A 19,191-nucleotide genomic window follows, 5' to 3' on the forward strand; every position below is an offset into this window, starting at 1 on the left:
ACGTTAGGACGACAACCCAGGCTGTAGGTTAAATTAAGTCGGTGTATTTGTGGTTTGTATGCTCGAAGTTAGGTCGATGGCGTTATAATTCAGGTTTTTTGAAGAGTTGTTGTCGTAATTTTGATATATGTGGTTTTGGAGCGTCGGCTGAGTTGTTCAATTTGTGCGTAGAGTAAGTTGATGGATTTCTTGTTTTATTAATTTAGTATGCATTGCAAAATTAATTATCCGGAGCGAATAAATGGCGAATTGGATTATTTCTTGTCACGGTTACAGTGATGTTAAATCGAGTAACAAGTTAGCAATTACCACGAGACAATCTTACGAGAATTGCTCTATACCCATGGGGGTCGAATTGGTGACTTATACCGAGCAAGGCCAAAATCTTTCGATGGCCGATGGTTGGGATCTTTGGACTAAACTTACCGGCAATCAGGAGGCAGCAGCGTACGCTCTTAGGGCTAAGGGGAAAAAATGGCCAACCTCGATAATCAATTATGGTCTTAGCGGTCCTCACGACGCTTCGGATTACTACGGGTGGCTTGATACAAACGGTGACTACGCTTGCGGGTTGTTTGAAGTTGGCAACCGGAGGCCGTTTTGGTCATTTCAAATTGGCGTACAGGTTACTACCCTAAAGGATGTATTAAATCAAGCCAAGACGGCGAAGGTTGCCCGCGTATATTATTTGGCGTGCCAAGAATTGGGATGACGCGCTATTGATGCCTGTCGACCATGGTTAGAATCGGCTGGAGCTGTTCTGCGAAATACAATTCGTCGCCAACTAAATTTGGTTTTTAATTGGCGGAAAGGCGTCCAGTGACAGGCGTTTGCCTGCTCGAATTTGTTTTAAGGTTACGTTTCTACTTTCCCCGCACACAATTGACCGAAGAAAATTTATGGCCACCTGCCTAGACTACGCAAAAATCGCGATCGCCGCTTATTATAAAAGCGCTAACCAATATTACGCCGAGCCTCCAGGGCATATGGTGGACGATTGGCAGGTGCAGAAGTGGGAATCGGGGACTTGGTACGGTGACGGCTTTCAAGGCGGCATCTGGTGCAGCAGCACGGATGTCGTGGTTGGTTGTTGCGGTACGAATCCGGGGCAAAAGGGAAAACTATTCTCGGACATCGGGGCGGACCTGCGAATCGGTTTGCGCATCCTGCCCAACCAATGCTCGTCGGCGCGGCAGATGCTGAAGGCCGCCAAACAAATCGCCAACGGTCGGCGGCTCTCGTTGACCGGGCATTCGTTGGGCGGCGGCTTGGCGCAAGTGGTTGGCGTCTGGGAAGGCGTGCCGTTCGTGACCTTCAACGCGCCGGCGATGGCGCACGCGATCAAGGCCGCGCATGTGAATATTTTGAAGCCGCAAATGATGATTCGCACTTGGCAATCCAAAAGCGCGTCCGACTGTCCCGGCGTCAATTTTCGGATCGCGGGCGATCTGGTCAGTGTTGAAGGTCTGGCGGGCGATCACGTAGGCATGGTGATCGATTTGCCGAACGCTACCGGCGGTGGCGCTCACGGAAAAACCAATTGCTGGCAGGCGGTTTTGCAGACGGATTGGGCCAATATCGATCCTTTCGAGGCATTGTAATGTTCGGCGGCCGCTAATCGCGCCGTTGGTAAGTCGAGAAATGCCAGGCAGTTTTTGATTTCGCTTACCGCGATGACTTTTTGCAATCATTCGCTATCGGATTAAATCGACGACGGTGACAGGAGACAACATGACAGGTGCGGTTACTTTACAAAAAGTGACGATACCCAAGGCGGTGCAAATCTGCCAGGATATTCAGCTCGATCCGGCGGCGATGCAATGCCTGGCCGCCGACATGGCGCCGGCGGCATTTTTGCTGGCCTTGATCGAACTGAAGCTATTTCCGGACGCCGTACGTTTTCTGGCCCGGGCCTTACCCAAGCGCGAGGCGGCTTGGTGGGCTTGCGTCTGCGCGCGCAGCTCGATTGACGAGAAAACGCCGCCTGAAGTCGTAAAGGCGCTGGAGGCTGCCGAGCTGTGGGTTTACAAACCGACCGAGCCCAACCGGCGCAACGCCAACGCGGCCGCTCACGGCGCGTCGTTCGAAAATCCGGCGGCTTGGGCGGCGATGGCCGCGTTTTGGAGCGACGGCAGCATGGCGCCGGAAGACGCACCGTCGGTCCCGCCGGCCGACAACTTGACCGCCAAAGCCGTCGCCGGAGCGGTGATGTTGGCGGCGGTGCTAACGTATCCGGAAAATGCCCAGGAGAAATACCGGTTTTTCCTGGAACAAGGCATCGATATCGCCAACGGCGGTAACGGCCGCATTTGGCAACCGGCATAATCAGGAGTAAAACCATGGGGCAACCCGCCGCGCGCATCACCGATATGCATGTCTGTCCGATGTTTACCGGTCCGGTACCGCATGTCGGCGGCCCGATCCTGCCGCCGGGCGCGCCCACGGTGTTGATCGGCAAAATGCCGGCGGCGCGCGCGACCGACATGGCCGTTTGCGTCGGTCCGCCCGATACCATCGTCAAGGGCTCGGCGACGGTGATGATCGCCAACATGCCGGCCGCCCGGATGGGCGACAGTTGCGCGCACGGCGGAACGATCATCCTGGGCTGCCCAACGGTATTGATCGGCGGTTGATGCGTGCGCCCCAACCATTAAAACAGCGTTAGTTTTAGGAATTCAACATGGCTCTCACACAAGATCAGCGTGCCGCAAAGGTGACCACCGCGCTCGGTGACGGGACCTTCGTGCTTTACCGGATGACTGGCACGGAACCGGTTAGCCGGTTGTTTGAATATGAGCTGGAATTGCTGAGCGAAAGCGAAACCCTTGATCCTCAGGCCTTGCTCGGTACCGGAGTGACGGTTCAATTGGCGATGGAAGACAACGCCAGCCGTATCTTCAATGGCATCGTCACCCGGGTCAATCAGTTCGGCATGATAGGTGATTTGTATTATTACCGGGCCACCGTGCATCCCAAGCTGTGGTTGCTGACGCGGGCCGCCAATTGCCGGGTGTTGTCGCCGGCGATCGACGCCGATAGCGGCGCTACCGAAGCCGCGCCGACCACTGTGCCCGAGATCGTCAAGAAAATCTTGACCCAACATGAAGTCACCGATGTGATCCTGGATTTGCAGGCGACCTATCAGCCGCGCGAATTTTGCGTGCAGTATCGGGAAACCGATTTCAACTTCATCAGCCGACTTCTGGAAGAAGAAGGCATCTATTACTACCATCGGCATACCGCCGCCGGCCACACCTTGGTGTTGTGCGACAACATGCTCGCGCACTTGCCCAGGCCGGTCAGCGCGACTGTCAAGTACTACCCGCTCGCGAATCAAGGGGGGCGCGACGAGGAACACATGTACGAATGGAGTATCAGCCGGCAAATCCAAAGCGGCAAGTACTCGCTGAACGATTACAACTTCACGACGCCTACCGCCGACTTAAAAAACTCGACCATTATCGCGGGCACACATGCCGGCGCGGACAAGGAGGTTTACGATTACCCAGGCGAATTTGCCGAGGGATCGGCCGGCCAGCGCTATTCCAAGTTGCGGATGGAAGAAGTCCGCGCCGAGCATGAGCAAATCGTCGCGCGGGGCAACGTGCGAAATCTGGCGACTGGCTTGACCTTTACCTTGTCGCAATTTCCGCGCGCCGATCAAAACCGCGAATATCTGGTGTTGGCGACGCAGTTTCAGATTCAGAACAACGCGTTCGGCGCCGGTGGCGGTGGCGATCCCGAAGAGTTTCAATGTACCTACACCTTGATTCCGACCAGCTATGTCTACCGTCCGCCCAGGATGACCAGAGTACCCGTGGTGCAGGGGGTGCAGACCGCCGTGGTGGTCGGCGCGGAGGGTGACGAGATTCTGACCGACTCGCATGGCCGGGTCAAAATCCAGTTTCATTGGGATAGATTGGGTACCAAGAACGAAAACAGCTCTTGTTGGGTTCGGGTCGCGCAAATTTGGGCCGGGAAGAATTGGGGGGGAATATTCATTCCGCGGGTCGGTCAGGAAGTGATCGTCGACTTTCTGGAAGGCAATCCGGATGCGCCGATCATTACCGGTCGGGTGTATAACAACGACAATATGCCGCCCTATGCCCTGGATGCCAACAAGACCCAGAGCGGCATCAAAACCCGCAGCACGCCGGAAGGCACCGCGGAAAATTTCAACGAAATCCGCTTCGAGGATAAAAAGGACGAAGAAGAACTCTACATCCACGCCGAGAAGAATTGCACTCGCGTCGTCGAGAACAACGACGTCCAAAAAATCGGCTTCGAAAAGCAGGACGCCGGCGATCAGACGATAGACATCTACAATCATCGCACCGTGACGCTGGACCAAGGCAACGATGCGTTGACGATTAAAACCGGTAATCGCGTGGTCGAGGTCAAGCAAGGTAACGACAATTTGACCATCAGCACCGGCAATCGAACCGTCAAGCTCGATCAAGGCAACGATGATCTGACGATTAGTTCGGGAAACCGGACCGTATCGTTGGGCAGCGGCAACCTGACCGTGAAATTGGACGGTGGCAGTATTTCCAACGAGGCCGCTCAGGCCATCGAGCTCAAGGTGGGGTCCAACAGCGTTAAGATCGATCAGAGCGGGATTACCATCAAGGGCGTGATGGTTAAGATTCAAGCGGACTCGCAGGCCGAGCTGAAAAGCCCGATGACGACGGTCAGCGGCGACGGCATGATGACGGTCAAGGGCGGCATGGTGATGATCAACTGATCCGGCCGCCGGCAACCTTGCTCGGTTCCATTCGCAATCCGTAGCGCCAATTCAATTCCCACCATTCGGGCGAGAAGGAATACCCGCAATGCATAAACCGGTAACGGACCACCAAATCCCTTCAATGTCGCGCGTCTATCCAGCCCATGCTCTATCGCATTGCTCTCGGCGACTCGGAAGGCTTGGACAATGACCAGCTCCCGCGATCCTCGGCCTGCCGGCGCGGCACTCACGCTCCGCAATTTGAACGACGGTACCACGACTCGCGATTTGTCGCCGCGACCGTTGCCGGTCGGCGTCAAATCCGCCAAACCCGCTGCCAGCCTCAAGTCGCCGCGGGTCCGCATTGCGAAATCCTCGCCGCCGCTGCTCAAGCAGGGCCAACAAGGCGACGACGTTCGCCGTCTGCAACGATTACTCAATGCCTGTCTGAAGCCCAGTCCTCAACTGGACGATGGCCTTTTTAATCTAGCCACGCTGCAAGCCGTTCAGCAATTCCAACGCGGCGTTGGCCTGACCGCCGACGGCATTGTCGGCAGCGACACTTGGTTTTATTTACTCAAGGGTGAATCGGTTCAAGGCGCGGCCTTTTCGGCGCCCAAGCCGGTTGCTCCTACCAACCCGGTGGTCGTGCCGTCGGTGCCGATCAAGCCCGGCATCGCGGATTGGCCTCTGGCCGATAAATTTTCCGAGGTACTGCGCCGAACCTTGCCGCTGTTGCCGGCCGGTGTGCGCGGCGAATTCGAGGCGATGATCAGCCCGGAAAATTTGGCGATGACCGCCGGTGTATTGGTGGTTTGGGCCGGCTCGCATGCCTTTGGTGTCGGCGAGGTCGTCGATGTCGTGATGTTGATCGGCGGCGCGTTTTTCCTCGGGATGGCGGTATTCGAAGTGGCGGCCGATATTGGCGATTTCTTGACGTTGACGATAGACGCCGGTAGCGATCGCGAACTCGACGAAGCCGCCGGCCATCTGGCGAGCGTGATCGCGGTCATCGGCGTAGCGGCATTCTTTGCCTTGCTGGCGAAGGTGCGGGCCATGAAAGGACGCAAGGGCCAGGCGAGAGTGTCGGCGTCCGATTCGCCCGGCAATGCCGTCACGCCGTCGGAAGCCGCGCGCGGATCCGGCGGTACCGCTAGCGCGAAGAGCCGAAGCCCGGCGCCGCCGTCCGATGGGAATTCAGGTCCGCCGACATCCAATCAGAAGGCCAATACGCCAAGCAATCAATGCGCGCAAAGAGGTTGTCCGATCAGCATGGTCACCGGCGAGGAAATGCTGGAGAAGATCGACTTTACCTGGGATGGGCCGTTGCCTTTGGATTGGCGGCGGTTTTACCGTAGCGGCCAATCCGACATCGACCGGCAACTGGGTTACGGTTGGCTGACGCCGCTGGACGAATGGCTGGAAATTGGCGAACGGGCCACTTTTTGCAATGCCGACGGCCAACGCATCGATTTGCCGCTACCGCCGGCGGGTGGCTACAGCGTCAATCTGCCGGAACAATTGCGCTTATATCGGGAAAATGATCAGTTTCGACTGGTCGAGCCAAGCGGCATGGCGAAAACATTCACCGGCCGGGTTGGCCGGTGCTCGCTACGGGCTTGGCACAACACCCAAGGCCAAAGCCTGTATTTTCATCGCGACGCCCACGGCGACGTCGAGCGCATCTCCGCCAGTTGGAACAAGCATCTGCTCTTGGAACGCCGAGACCGGCGCATCGTCGCGATTCGTCCCGGCAAGCGGGCCGGTGGCGGATTCGAAGCGGCCGGCGAACCGCTGGTGAACTATCGGTACAGCGACGCAGGCGATTTGATCGGCGCTCGCGACCGGCTCGATCAAGGCGAAGATTACGCCTATCGCAATCACGTCATCGCCCGCCGTACCTTGGCCAGCGGCTTTAATTTTTACTTCGAATGGGATCAGGACACGCCCCAAGGCAAATGTTTGCACAACTGGGGCGATAACGGCGTCTACGATTACCGCTTCGAGTGGTTGGCGGACGGCGTCAGCCACGCCATCGATTCGCGCGGCGGCATCGCTGTTTTCCAGCACGATTCGCAAGGCTTGTTGCTACTAGAGCGAACGCCGGAAGGCCGGGAAACCCGCCACAGCTACAACGCCGACAATCAACTGGCGCAGACCGTGGCGCCGGACGGCGGTATCACCCGCTTTAGTTACGATAAAGAAGGCCGCTTGATCGGCGTGTCCGATGCGCTGGGTTTTAGTCAGCGCATCAAATACGACAAGCAAGGAAATCCGGTCGAACTGATCGACGCATTGGATCAGCGCTGGCTGCGCCGCTACGACGCCAACGGCCGGCTGGAAGAAACCGTCGCCGCCAACGGCGCGGTTACCCAATATCAATACAACGCTCAAGGCGTGCCGGTGCACATCACCGATGCGCTGGGCCGGACCCGCTCGCTGTTGTGGGACGAGCAGTTGCGCTTGGTCGGCGAAAGTGGCTTCGACGGCATCAAGACCCGCTACCAATACGACGATGACGACCGCATCGTCGCGATTATTGATCAGGACAAGCGCACTACCCGTTACGGCTACGATGTCGTCGGCCGCGTCACGGCGGTGCAACACGCGGACGGTAGCACCGTGCAATTGCGCTACAACGCCGCCGGCCTGTTGACCCATTACATCGACGGCCTGGGCAACACCACCGAATACCGCTACGACGACGGCCTGTCCCAACCTACTGCCCGCATCGATCCGCTGGGCCATGAAATGCGTTATCGCTACGACAGCGAGCGCAACCTGGTCGGTCTGATCAATCCGAAAGGCGAAACTTACAGCCTTAACTACGACCGGGATGAAAACCTCATCGAAGAAATCGGCTTCGACGGCCGTATCCAGCGCTACCGCTACAACGCCGCCGGCGTGCTGGAAGCCTACCTGCAACCCGGCGCCGATGGCGATTGGAACGTCACCCGCTTTGAACGCGACCGTCTCGGCCGCTTGCTAAAAAAGCACGCCGCCGACGGTAGCCTGAGTCAATACGGTTACGATCCGCTGGGCCGCTTGCAACTGGCTAAAAATGCCGACAGCCTGGTGCTTTTGGGTTACAACGCGCTGGGCCAGATCAACCAGGAAAACCAGAACGGCGCCATCGTTCGTCACAAATACGATCTGCTGGGTCGGCGCACCCTCACCGAGACCCCGGACCGGCACCGCATTGACTACCGGTTCGGCGAGCGCTACCTGGACAGCATCGAATTCGACGGCCAAACCCTCACCAGCCACCGCTACGACGAACTGGGCCGGGAAATCGGCCGTCGCCAGGGGCAACTGAACACCGAGTACGACTACGATCCGATGGGGCGTTTATTGCGGCAAAGCGCCGCCATCAAGGGCCAAGCGGCGGTCATCGGCCGTCGGTACAGCTATGATGTCGCCGGTAAACTGCGCGAACTGGACGACTTGCGCCAGGGCCTCAGCCAATACCACTACGACCCCTCCGCCCGGTTGATACGCAGCGAAGGCCTCAGCCCGGAAAGCTTCGTCCACGATCCGGCCGGCAACCTGTTGGGCGCCAGCGCGGAAGGTGGCCGAATCGAAGGTGACCGCTTGTTGATGATGGGCGACCGTCACTATAGCTATGACGCCGCCGGCAACCTGATCGAAGAAAAGCGCGGCAAAGCCGGCCAAATCGTCACCCGCTACCAATACGACGGCGATAACCGCCTGATCCGCGCCGAAACGCCGCAAGGGACCAGCGAATACCGCTACGACGCGCTGGGCCGGCGCATCGCCAAGCACACCACGCAAGGCGAAACCCGTTTTCAATACGACGGCCCGCGCCTGCTGGCGGAAACCGACCACCAGCGCAGCCGCATCTACCTATTCGAGCTCGGCAGCTTCCGGCCCTTGGCTTTGCACGTGCAGGACAACACCCAAGCCGGCGGCAGCACTTATCATTACCACTTGGATCATCTTGGCACCCCTAGGGAGCTGACCGACGGCGACGGTAAAATAGTCTGGTCCGCCAGATACCGTGCCTACGGAAATCTGGCCTTAGCCGACGTCGAAGCCATCGACAATCCGTTAAGATTTCAAGGCCAATATTTCGACGCCGAAACCGGGTTGCACTAAAACCTGAACCGGTATTACGATCCGAATACGGGGAGGTTTATTCATCAGGATCCGATAGGGCTAGATGGAGGGGCAAACGTTTACCAATATGTACATAATCCAGTTAACTGGATTGATCCGCTAGGTTTGACCGGTATTTTTTCGCCATCTGTTTTTACTGCTCCGTCAGGTAATACCCATACTGTTTATCAACAAAATATTGATTGGGATTTGCCAGTCAATACTAGAAGTGGAATAAAAACTAATTTGGATTTAGGTTTAGAGGGGAAAAGTCCGTTTTTGATAAAGGGTGGAAAATATTCACAAATGAATTTGCATCATTCTAAACAAGACTCTCTTGGGGCGTTATTTGAAATTTCTTCTGATACTCATCAGAAATACTATAACACCAATGCGCTTCATCCGCATTTGCCAAATGCACGTCCAATTAACCCAGTTGATCGTGATTCTTTTAATATTGATAGAGATGCTTATTGGCGCGAAAGAGCTAAAAGCGAGCTAGAGCGAAGGAAAATGTTGAAAGGGTGTGAATAATATGCTGTCAGATAAAGTAATAAAATATTTTAAAAGTCATGATTGGTGGTATGAGGGTATTGCTGAAGAATATTTGTTAGCGCTAAGTAGGTTGGATGTTGATCTTGATAGTGATTTTGCAAAATTCTATCTTCATGTTGAAGATGGGCCAACATTTAGTGGAAAACATGGGGAAATTTATCAAATATGCTGGTTCGTGACGAATTCAAATTACGATTTATATATGCAAAGAACTCATGATGCGCTTGGTTTGCCAAAGGAATATATTCCGCTAGACAGCTTTGAAGGTGAAGGTGGTTTTTTTTACAATAGAAAAACTGGGGAAGTTTTGTATCTAGAATTAGGTAAAAAAATAGAAGATTTTTTAATGGACAGATTGATACCTCAATGGAAAGACTTCAATACTTTCTTGGAATGGTTTTTTCTCTAAGCCCGCGTAGATACGATTAACGTCAGCGCAATCGTACGAATGAAAGCGCAACGATCTGTGGTCATATCCTGATCAGGAAAAGAAGATTGTCATCGTCGGGCTGGCACCGGACATAAGAAAAACGCGGCAAGGCTGGCCAAATCGTCACCCGCTACCAATACGACGGCGATAACCGCCTGATCCGCGGCGAAACGCGCAAGGGACCAGCGAATACCGTTACGACGCGCTGGGCCGGCGCATCGCCAAGCACACCACGCAAGGCGAAACCCGTTTTCAATACGACGGCCCGCGCCTGCTGGCGGAAACCGATAGCCAGCGCAGCCGCACCTATCTATTCGAACCCGGCAGCTTCCGGCCCTTGGCGCTGCATGACCAGCACTACACTCGAGTCGGCGGGGCCAACTTACCATCTGGGACTGGTTCGCCTCGGTTGGTCGCCGTTTGCCGCGGAATTCCTCACCGGGCGGGATTTTTCCGGCTCAGCGATTGTTTGAAACCGATCGGTCCGTAACGCGCCAACCCGACTCGTAACGTGTTTTACGGTTAAAATACCTGCTGTTTTCAATGCAAGCTCATTCGACACACCACATGGACAAAACCTATTCCCCGCACGCGATCGAACAACGCTGGTATCAACTTTGGGAGCAAAGCGGCTATTTTGCCGCCAACCGCGACGGCGCGTCGTACTGCATTATGATTCCGCCGCCCAACGTCACCGGCAGCTTGCACATGGGGCATGCGTTTCAGGACACCATTATGGACGCCTTGACCCGTTACCACCGGATGAAAGGCCACAACGCCTTGTGGCAACCGGGTACCGACCATGCCGGCATCGCCACGCAAATGGTGGTCGAGCGCATCATCAATGCCGACGGCAAGACCCGCCATGATTACGGCCGCGACGCCTTCATCGACAAAGTCTGGGAATGGAAGGAACAATCCGGCGGTACCATCACTCGCCAGTTGCGCCGCATGGGTTCGTCGCTGGATTGGGACAAGGAACGCTTCACGATGGACGACGGCATGTCTGCTGCGGTGCAGGAAGTGTTCATCAAACTCTACGAGGAAGGCCTGATTTACCGTGGCAAGCGGCTGGTGAACTGGGACCCGGTGTTGCACACCGCCGTCTCCGATCTGGAAGTGTTGTCGGAAGAAGAAGCCGGCTCGATGTGGCACATGCGCTATCCGCTGTCCAACGGCACCGGGCATTTGATCGTCGCCACTACCCGCCCGGAAACCATGCTCGGCGATGCCGCCGTCGCAGTGCATCCAGATGACGAACGTTATAAACACCTGATCGGCGAACTTGTCGAACTGCCTCTGACCGGGCGCTTGATACCGATCATCGCCGACGACTACGTCGATCCGGAATTCGGTACCGGCTGCGTCAAGATCACGCCGGCTCACGACTTCAACGACTACGAGGTCTGGTCCCGGCACAAGCAAATGAATGTGATCGCCGATCAACCGCACGGTGGTTTGATCAACATCTTTACCGTCGACGCGGCGATACGCGCGAATGATGATGGTTTTGAGATCATCCCGGAAACCTACATTGGCCTGGACCGCTTCGAAGCCCGCAAACGCATCGTTGCCGATTTGAACTCTCAAGGCCTGCTGGAAAAAATCGCCGATCATAAATTGATGGTGCCGCGCGGCGACCGTACCGGGGCGGTGATCGAACCGTTATTGACCAACCAGTGGTACGTCAAAATCGCGCCACTGGCGAAACCAGCTATCGAAGCCGTCGAAACCGGCGCAATCAAATTCGTGCCGGACAACTGGAAAAACACCTATTTCGAATGGATGCGCAACATCCAGGATTGGTGCATCTCACGGCAAATCTGGTGGGGCCACCGTATTCCGGCCTGGTACGACGACAAGGGCAACACCTATGTCGGCCACGACGAAGCTGAAATCCGCGCCAAACACGGTCTGGATGCCGACTATCAGCTATTCCAGGACGAGGACGTGCTGGACACCTGGTTCTCGTCGGCGCTGTGGCCGTTCTCTACGCTGGGCTGGCCGGACAAAACCCCGGAACTGGCCGCGCATTACCCGACCAGTGTGCTGGTCACCGGTTTCGACATCATTTTCTTCTGGGTAGCCAGAATGATCATGATGGGCTTGAAATTCCAGGGCGAAGTGCCGTTCAAGGAAGTCTACATCCACGGCCTGGTGCGCGACGCCGAAGGTCAGAAAATGTCCAAGTCCAAGGGCAACGTACTCGATCCGATCGACATCATCGACGGTATCGAACTGGAAACCTTGGTCGAGAAACGCGTGTCCGGCATGATGCAGCCGCATCTGGCCAAGAAAATCGAGCAAGCCACCCGCAAGCAATTCCCGGACGGCATTCCGTCCTACGGTACCGATGCGCTGCGCTTCACCTTCGCATCGCTGGCCTCGACCGGCCGCGACATCCGCTTCGACTTGCAGCGCACCGAAGGCTACCGCAACTTCTGCAACAAGCTATGGAACGCGGCGCGTTACGTGTTGATGAACACCGAAGGCCAGGACAACGGCGTCGATTGCGCCGAGTGCCGTTATAGTCAGGCCGATTTGTGGATTTTGTCGCGCTTGAACCAAGCCATCGCCGTCACTCGCGACGCCATTGACAGCTACCGTTTCGACTTGGCCGCGCAAGCCATCTACGAATTCACCTGGAACGAGTACTGCGATTGGTATTTGGAGCTGGCGAAAATCTCCTTGCAAAGCGATGACGTGCTGTTGCAACGCGGCACCCGCCAAACCTTGGTAAGAGTGCTGGAGACCGTGCTGCGCCTGGCGCATCCCATCATGCCGTTCATCACCGAGGAAATCTGGCAGCGCGTTGCGCCGTTGGCAGGAGTCACCGCCGCGACCATCATGTTGCAGCCGTATCCGGACAGCGATACCACCGCCATCGACGCCGCCGCTGAAACGCGAGTGAAATGGGCGATGGACTTCATCCTCGGCATTCGCCGCATCCGTGGCGAAATGAACATCGCGCCGGGCAAACCGCTGAACGTGTTGCTGCAAAACGGCTCGGCTACCGACCAAACCAATCTCAAAGAGTTGGAAAGTTATCTGCTGAAACTGGGTCGCCTGGAAAGCATCACCTGGCTGAGCGTCGGCGATAATGCGCCGGAATCGGCGATTGCGCTGGTCGGCGACATGAAAATCCTGATTCCGATGGCCGGCCTGATCGACAAGGATGCCGAACTGGCAAGGCTGGACAAGGAAATTCAACGCATCGAAAAAGAATTGCCGCGCATCGAAGGCAAGCTCGGCAACGCCGCGTTCGTCGACAAGGCGCCGGCCGATGTGATCGCCAAGGAGCGCGAGAAACTGGCCGGCCTGCAATCGTCGTTGACGAATCTGAAGGAACAGCAAGCCAAGATTAACGCGCTGTAGCGGATGGCCGGCAGCATGGCAACGCCGCCTAAAACCCTGGACGAATGGGCCGAGACGCTCCGCGTCCAGGAAATGCCGATCTTTTCCAATACCGCCAGCCATATTTACGCCTATCTGGACGATCGCAACAAGGGGGCGATGGAGCTGGCGGCCATCATCCTGCAAGATCCCAACTTGACCGCGAAATTGCTCAAGGTTGGCAATAGTCCGTATTACAACCCGTCCAAGCAGAAGATGAACACGATTTCGCGCGCGATCGTGGTGCTGGGCGCGGAAGTGATTCGCGAGCTGACGTTGGCTTGTTCGTTTTTCGAAGCAATATTGACGTCGTCCAATAAGGAGCAGGCCAACCGGGAAATCGCGTTGGCGCTGCATGCGGCGGTGCAGGCCAGGGAACTGGCGATCCTCGTCGGCGATACCTCGCCCGAGGAAGTATTCATCGCGGCGCTGTTGCACAACATCGGCCATATTGCGTTTTGGTGTTCGAATAATCCGCAGGCGCGCAAAATTCACGAATTGATCGAACGTAGCGGTTTGCGGCCGAGCGAGGCGGAAAAGCAGGTGCTGGGATTTTCGCTACGCGATCTCGGCAAGCGTCTGGGCAAATCCTGGCACTTAGGCGGATTGATCGAGGAAGCGATGAGCCGGCCGGAGGCCGCCGATGCGCGCATTCGCGCCGTGAGCATGGGGCATAAAATCTGTGAAGCCTTGAAAGCCGGCGGCGATTCGGCCGCGATGCGCGATTGTCTGGGCAAACTGGCCGGCATGACCGGCAAAACCACCGACGAACTCAGCGAGCGCATCGAAAAAAATACCCGGCAAGCGATACAGATTGCCCGCCAGTTCGGCGCCAACGATGCGTCGCGCTTTATCGGCGACGGGTTGGCGGCCGCCCGAATCGCCGACGACGAAACCGACGCCAAGCCGGACAAGAAACAACTGCAAATCCAAATTCTGCAAGACATCAGCAGCCACATCAGCGGCGCGATCGATTTGAACGTGCTGTTTCAGATGGTCTTGGAAGGCATACACCGCGGCGTAGAAATGGATAGAACGCTGTTTATGTTGCTGACGCCGGACAAACACACGCTACGGGAGAAGTTTTCGCTGGGTTGGTTGAAGCCGGCGGGCGGCGAGAAAATCCAAGTGCACAACAGTGAAGTCCAGCCCAATCTACTGTTCGGCGCATTGCATCAATCCGAAGGCGTCTGGCAGTATCCGGATCAACAGCCAACCTTGTATACCGCGCAAATCGTCGAGCGGATCGGGCGATATCCTTGCTTTATTTTTCCGGTCCATGCCGAAAACAAAGCCATCGGCTTGATTTATTGCGACCGCTCGATTAATGGACTACCCTTATCCGGCGAAGATTTTACCGCCGCCAAGCACTTCGCCAAACAGGCCCATATCGGCCTTACGCTTTATCGGATGAAAGCACATTAGCGAATGAACAATCCAACACTCAGCAATTTGCGCGTCTTTCTGGTCGAGCCTTCCCTCACACAACAGCACATTATTGTTCAGTACCTCAATCGCTGCGATATCCGCGATATCGACATGATAGGGAGCGGCGCCGAGCTTTTTGAACGCCTCCGCCAGGAACGGCCGGATTTGATCATCAGCGCGATGTATTTGCCGGATATGACCGGCGTTGAATTGGTCCACGAACTCAGGCAGGACCCCGCGTCCTACGAAATGGCCTTTCTGTTGATTTCCAGCGAAACCAACATCAAATATTTGGAGCCGATTCGCCAGGCCGGCGCGATTGCGATCCTGCCCAAACCGTTTACGTTACAAGCCTTGTCAACGGCGTTGCATTCGACGCTGGATTACGTCCACCCGGAAAAAGCGGCGCTGGAACATCTTGATATCGAGGATCTGCGGATCCTGTTGGTGGACGACAGCGAGTTCTCGTTGAAATATCTGACCAAGGTATTCAACAACATTGGCATCGATCAAATCTGCACCGCGACCGACGGCCGCGAAGCGCTGGATTTGTTCAATCGACAGTATTTCGACTTGATCGTCACCGATCTGAACATGCCGGAAATGGATGGCTTGCAGCTGGTCGATCATATTCGCAAACACCCGGAACGCGGAAGCGTGCCGATTTTGATGGTTACCAGCGAGCAGAATCAGAATCGGCTGGCCGCCATTGAAAAATCGGAGGTTTCGGCGATACTGGACAAACCGTTCGAACCGATGTCGATAAAACGCCTACTAATCAATTTGCTGAATTAGATCGCGCATTTGGCGGCCGAGCCCGCGTAGCGGGCGTGGCATACCATAATAACATTACAAAATTCGAGGCATTTTCAGCCTACAGGCACGGTCAAATGAAACCAGCGATTACCCCGAACAATCAAGAACGCAAACTTGCCGAAGACGACTTTATCGTTTCCAAGACCGATACGGCCGGACGCATTACGTACGCCAACCGGATCTTCATGGAAATCGCCGGCTATCCCGAGCAAGAATTGCTCGGCGTGCAGCACAACATCATTCGCCATCCCGAAATGCCGCGCGGCGTATTTCGGTTGATGTGGAATACCTTGAAGGCCGGTAACGAATTCTTCGGATTTGCCAAAAACATGTGTTCCGATGGCAGCTTCTATTGGGTGTTCGCCAACATTACGCCGGATTACGACAAGGACGGCAAACTGCAGGGTTACTATTCGGTGCGCCGCAATCCGCCGCGTTCGGCGATCGAAGCGTTGATTCCGGTCTACCAAGAGATGCTGGCGATCGAAAAAGCCAGCTCGGTCAAGGAGGCGCCTGACAGGTCGCTGGAATATTTGCTGGATTTCGTTCAACAAACCGGTGCGAAGAATTACGAAAGTCTGGCCCTAAGCCTCTACAAACCGCACGGAGTGTAAGTCATGAAGCCGAAGGCCAACAATTCCAACGCGAATATTCCGTTTCTGCGTACCCGCCTCAACTTTGCGGTGGCGATTATCCTGGTTTCGTCGATCGGGCTTTTTCTCTACAACCTGCTTAGCCACGAATTCTCGATAGTCACGCTCGGTTTGACGCTGCCTTTGCCGATGGTGGCTTACTATCTTTGGAAAACCGGCAAGCAAAGTCTGACGGTGCTGGAAAGGATAGAGAACGTGTTGCGATTGACTAATAACGGCGAACTTTATCACCGGATTACTCAAGTTCACGGCATGGGCGAAATCGGCAAGGTCGCCTGGGAGCTGAACGAAGCGCTGGATTTGATGGAAGCTTATTTCAAGGAGGTCAACTCCTGCTTTAAGCACTCGGCGGAAGGCAATCATGGCCGCTATGCCTTGGTGGACGGGTTTCCGGGCTTGTTGAAGCAGTCGGCGGTTAGCGTTAACGATGCCATTAAACACATGCGGGAAAACGAGCGCTTGATGATTCGGCGCCGCTTGTCCGCCGGCTTGCACGCACTGAACACCACTAATTTGCTGGGCAACCTGAAGGGCAACCAGAACGATTTGATCAATATCACCGAACAGCTGGAAAAGGTCGAGACCATCGCCGCCGATACCGGCCGCAATGCCGATGCCAGTCTGTCTACCGTCGAAACCATCAGCGGGTCGCTAACCGACATCAACGCCAATGTCCACTCGGTATCGGAAGTGATCAGCGCGTTGATCGCCGACAGCAAGAAAATCACCGAATCGCTGTCGATGATTACCGGTATTGCCGACCAAACCAACCTGCTGGCGCTGAACGCCTCTATCGAAGCCGCGCGTGCCGGCGAACACGGCCGCGGCTTCGCGGTGGTGGCCGACGAAGTCAAGAATTTGTCGGAGCACACCAAGAATGCCGCGCTGGAAGTGTCGAAAACCCTGAACGCTTTTAACAAGCGGGTACAACAGATGCACGCCGAAGCCGAAAACTCGGCCGGCCTGTCCCAACAAATTCTGGAACAGGTCAGCGCGTTTCGACACCAGTTTTCCGAATTGTCGGATTCGGCAAAAGCTTCGGTCGGCTATATCGCCTACGCCAAGGACAAGTCCTTCGGCCTGCTGACCAAGCTCGACCATATTGTTTACAAGCAAAACGGCTACATTTCGATAGAAGCCGCCGAGGATTGCCCACAGCAGCAAGCCATCCTGGTCAACCACCACAATTGCCGTTTGGGCAAATGGTATTACGAGGGCATGGGCCATCAAAGTTTCCGGACCACCCAAGCCTACGCCAAACTGTCGCTGCCGCACGGCGATGTTCATGACGCGACCCAAGCCGCCTTCAAAATCTCCAGGGAGCGTTGGATGGACGATCCCAGGCTGCTCGACGAGATCATTAACCAAATGCGCCGAGCCGAGGACGCCAGTGCCGTCGTGATGCAATGCATAGACGAAATGGTGCGCGAAAAACATCTGGACGATAAATATTGAGCCAAAACAAAGCCGTTGGGCGATGAAAAATTCCGCTCGTCCCGAGCCCTTCGGCTGCGCTCAGGAGAGCCTTGTCGAAAGGCAGGCGGGATTTTTCATTCAGCGGTTGGTTGAGCGTATTGCGAGCCGTTCATGCTTCGACATTGCTCTCGGCAACGGTTCCAGGCGTTGCGCCTCCGCAGCCCTGCAAGGCGAGCACGAAAGGCCCGCAATATGCGTCAACCGCTCTTTTTAGGTCGATAGGCTTGGATAAAGGCGGCGGAGTGTCGGCGTAACCGGACCGCCGCCAATTTCGCTGGAACAAGCTTATTCGGCGGCTCCGCGCCAAATACCCCCGCTGGACCAACACAACCAAGCCCAACGTAGCCAGTCCAGCAAGGCTCTGGCCAGCCACAAGGCCCAGGCCAGCATCAACAGATGGTAGGCGGAAGTCGGCAGGCTGATCACGCCGGCCGTCGCCAATTGCGCCGGATTGCGGTCTTGGTACCAGTTCAGGCGATAGGCGCCCGAATGGTTGCCGGCGATTTGCATGTCCGGCGCGCCGAGCAAGCCTTGCCGCACCGCCAGGCCCAACAGTCCCAACGCCAACAAGCCGAACAACGCCAAGCCGATCTGGCCGGCGTTAAACGCCAGTCGCGACTGGGCGGGCCGCCGGTGACGCCAATCCAATGCAAACAAGCAAGCGACCACGGTCAACGCGGCGGCGATATGCAACTGGCTCAAGCCGATCAGCAACAAAAACCAGGCGCCGCCGCCGAGCGGCGCGCGGCCGGTTTTCGCCAAGCCCCAGGCCGCGCCGGCCAGCACGATCAATAAGCCCCAAATCAGCGCGGCCGGTCCGAAACGCGGCCCAAAAGTCCAGATCGGCCAGCGATCGTTGGGCAACGTCAGGCGAATGTCACTGTTGACGCTGGGAACGCCCAGATCAATTGATGGGGTTTCCAGCCGTATGCCCGGTTCGGCGGCGGTCTGCCAACGCAATTCGATCCGTTGCTTGCCCGGATGAATCGGCAGGCTCAGCACGGCGCCTTGCGGGCGCAGCGGCTGGCCGGCGCCGTCTATCGTCACGCCCTGCAATTCCGCGCCGTCCGGCAGCGTCAGATTGTGTTGGCCGCCCTTGGAGCTACGCAGTTGCAAGCTCAAGCGGTTGTCGACACCGCGCAAGCCCGGCGTCACTTCCAGCTCGCTATGATCTATCGTCAACGTGGGGCCCGGCAGCGGCGCCGGTCGGTCGATCGCCAATTCCACTGTTTCGCCGGGCCACGGCCGCCACTCCGGCAGCCAGATGCCGGCATCGCCGTGATGAACCACCGCGATGCCGGCGACTCGCAAATGCCAAACCGGGCTGACGTCGGCTCGCCAGACTTCGGTCCACTGGGTCGTTTCAGGGGCCTTCAGCGTCAAACGCGGGGATTTTTCCAACAGCGATTCCCAGCCCAGACTGGCTTGGCCGGCGGCCATGTTGACCAATACCTTGCCGTCCTTGACCCGTATATCGGGACTGGTGACGGCTTCGCCCGGTAACAGCGGCAATTCCAGCAAAACCGGCCGGCCGGCGGCGCTCAGTTGTTCCACCCGAGTGCTAATGCGCCAATCCAAATCCAAATGCAAGGTGCGTT

The 19,191-nt window shown here is 56.3% G+C and carries 13 protein-coding genes and 2 pseudogenes; 14 read left to right on the top strand and 1 reads right to left on the bottom strand.

All coding sequences use genetic code 11. From position 1 onward, the window contains the following. Positions 1-241 precede the first annotated feature (241 nt). From AC3B8H_RS08395 to AC3B8H_RS08460, 14 genes and pseudogenes are all read left to right on the top strand, one after another. Entirely contained in the window at positions 242-712 is a 471-nt protein-coding gene (locus tag AC3B8H_RS08395) for a putative adhesin (protein ID WP_488441148.1), read from the top strand. 187 nt (positions 713-899) lie between these two features. Beyond that, complete coding sequence (locus AC3B8H_RS08400; protein ID WP_488441149.1) at positions 900-1,601, top strand: Tle-like phospholipase domain-containing protein; 702 nt, start codon at positions 900-902, stop codon at positions 1,599-1,601. Between the two features lie 130 nt (positions 1,602-1,731). After that, entirely contained in the window at positions 1,732-2,325 is a 594-nt protein-coding gene (locus AC3B8H_RS08405) for a DUF6931 family protein (RefSeq protein ID WP_488441150.1), read from the top strand. A gap of 14 nt (positions 2,326-2,339) precedes the next feature. Continuing rightward, positions 2,340-2,633 (top strand): PAAR domain-containing protein, encoded by a 294-nt coding sequence (locus AC3B8H_RS08410; protein ID WP_064029979.1) that lies wholly within the window; start codon positions 2,340-2,342, stop codon positions 2,631-2,633. A 47-nt stretch (positions 2,634-2,680) separates the two neighbouring features. After that, on the top strand, positions 2,681-4,744 hold the full coding sequence (locus AC3B8H_RS08415) for a type VI secretion system Vgr family protein (protein ID WP_488441151.1): 2,064 nt from the start codon (positions 2,681-2,683) through the stop codon (positions 4,742-4,744). Between the two features lie 189 nt (positions 4,745-4,933). Continuing rightward, positions 4,934-8,842 carry a DUF6531 domain-containing protein gene (locus AC3B8H_RS08420; protein WP_488441152.1) on the top strand — a complete coding sequence of 1,303 codons (3,909 nt, stop codon included), beginning with the start codon at positions 4,934-4,936 and terminating at the stop codon, positions 8,840-8,842. Between the two features lie 3 nt (positions 8,843-8,845). Further along, a pseudogene (locus AC3B8H_RS08425) lies at positions 8,846-8,959 on the top strand (RHS repeat-associated core domain-containing protein); the annotation flags it as partial. Positions 8,960-8,968: 9 nt separating this feature from the next. Beyond that, entirely contained in the window at positions 8,969-9,376 is a 408-nt protein-coding gene (locus AC3B8H_RS08430) for an HNH/ENDO VII family nuclease (protein WP_488441153.1), read from the top strand. 1 nt (position 9,377) lies between these two features. After that, positions 9,378-9,806 (top strand): hypothetical protein, encoded by a 429-nt coding sequence (locus tag AC3B8H_RS08435; protein WP_488441154.1) that lies wholly within the window; start codon positions 9,378-9,380, stop codon positions 9,804-9,806. A 588-nt stretch (positions 9,807-10,394) separates the two neighbouring features. Further along, positions 10,395-13,202, top strand: coding sequence for a valine--tRNA ligase (locus tag AC3B8H_RS08440; RefSeq protein ID WP_488441159.1), 2,808 nt, complete (start codon positions 10,395-10,397; stop codon positions 13,200-13,202). Between the two features lie 15 nt (positions 13,203-13,217). Next, positions 13,218-14,645: an HDOD domain-containing protein gene (locus AC3B8H_RS08445; RefSeq protein ID WP_488441155.1), complete on the top strand. Its 1,428-nt coding sequence runs from the start codon at positions 13,218-13,220 to the stop codon at positions 14,643-14,645. A gap of 3 nt (positions 14,646-14,648) precedes the next feature. Beyond that, positions 14,649-15,443, top strand: coding sequence for a response regulator (locus AC3B8H_RS08450; protein WP_488441156.1), 795 nt, complete (start codon positions 14,649-14,651; stop codon positions 15,441-15,443). 95 nt (positions 15,444-15,538) lie between these two features. Next, positions 15,539-16,078: a PAS domain-containing protein gene (locus tag AC3B8H_RS08455; RefSeq protein WP_488441157.1), complete on the top strand. Its 540-nt coding sequence runs from the start codon at positions 15,539-15,541 to the stop codon at positions 16,076-16,078. Positions 16,079-16,081: 3 nt separating this feature from the next. Beyond that, positions 16,082-17,572 carry a methyl-accepting chemotaxis protein gene (locus tag AC3B8H_RS08460; protein ID WP_488441158.1) on the top strand — a complete coding sequence of 497 codons (1,491 nt, stop codon included), beginning with the start codon at positions 16,082-16,084 and terminating at the stop codon, positions 17,570-17,572. 306 nt (positions 17,573-17,878) lie between these two features. Here AC3B8H_RS08460 and AC3B8H_RS08465 read toward each other — a convergent pair. Beyond that, a pseudogene (locus AC3B8H_RS08465) lies at positions 17,879-19,191 on the bottom strand (hypothetical protein); the annotation flags it as partial.

This window comes from Methylomonas sp. BG-2 (assembly GCF_057766305.1).

Excerpts from the sequence above, each read along its gene's own strand:
- AC3B8H_RS08395 (WP_488441148.1), top strand. The coding sequence starts at position 242 with ATGGCGAATTGGATTATTTCTTGTCACGGTTACAGTGATGTTAAATCG.
- AC3B8H_RS08400 (WP_488441149.1), top strand. The coding sequence starts at position 900 with ATGGCCACCTGCCTAGACTACGCAAAAATCGCGATCGCCGCTTATTAT.
- AC3B8H_RS08405 (WP_488441150.1), top strand. The coding sequence starts at position 1,732 with ATGACAGGTGCGGTTACTTTACAAAAAGTGACGATACCCAAGGCGGTG.
- AC3B8H_RS08410 (WP_064029979.1), top strand. The coding sequence starts at position 2,340 with ATGGGGCAACCCGCCGCGCGCATCACCGATATGCATGTCTGTCCGATG.
- AC3B8H_RS08415 (WP_488441151.1), top strand. The coding sequence starts at position 2,681 with ATGGCTCTCACACAAGATCAGCGTGCCGCAAAGGTGACCACCGCGCTC.
- AC3B8H_RS08420 (WP_488441152.1), top strand. The coding sequence starts at position 4,934 with ATGACCAGCTCCCGCGATCCTCGGCCTGCCGGCGCGGCACTCACGCTC.
- AC3B8H_RS08435 (WP_488441154.1), top strand. The coding sequence starts at position 9,378 with ATGCTGTCAGATAAAGTAATAAAATATTTTAAAAGTCATGATTGGTGG.
- AC3B8H_RS08440 (WP_488441159.1), top strand. The coding sequence starts at position 10,395 with ATGGACAAAACCTATTCCCCGCACGCGATCGAACAACGCTGGTATCAA.
- AC3B8H_RS08445 (WP_488441155.1), top strand. The coding sequence starts at position 13,218 with ATGGCAACGCCGCCTAAAACCCTGGACGAATGGGCCGAGACGCTCCGC.
- AC3B8H_RS08450 (WP_488441156.1), top strand. The coding sequence starts at position 14,649 with ATGAACAATCCAACACTCAGCAATTTGCGCGTCTTTCTGGTCGAGCCT.
- AC3B8H_RS08455 (WP_488441157.1), top strand. The coding sequence starts at position 15,539 with ATGAAACCAGCGATTACCCCGAACAATCAAGAACGCAAACTTGCCGAA.
- AC3B8H_RS08460 (WP_488441158.1), top strand. The coding sequence starts at position 16,082 with ATGAAGCCGAAGGCCAACAATTCCAACGCGAATATTCCGTTTCTGCGT.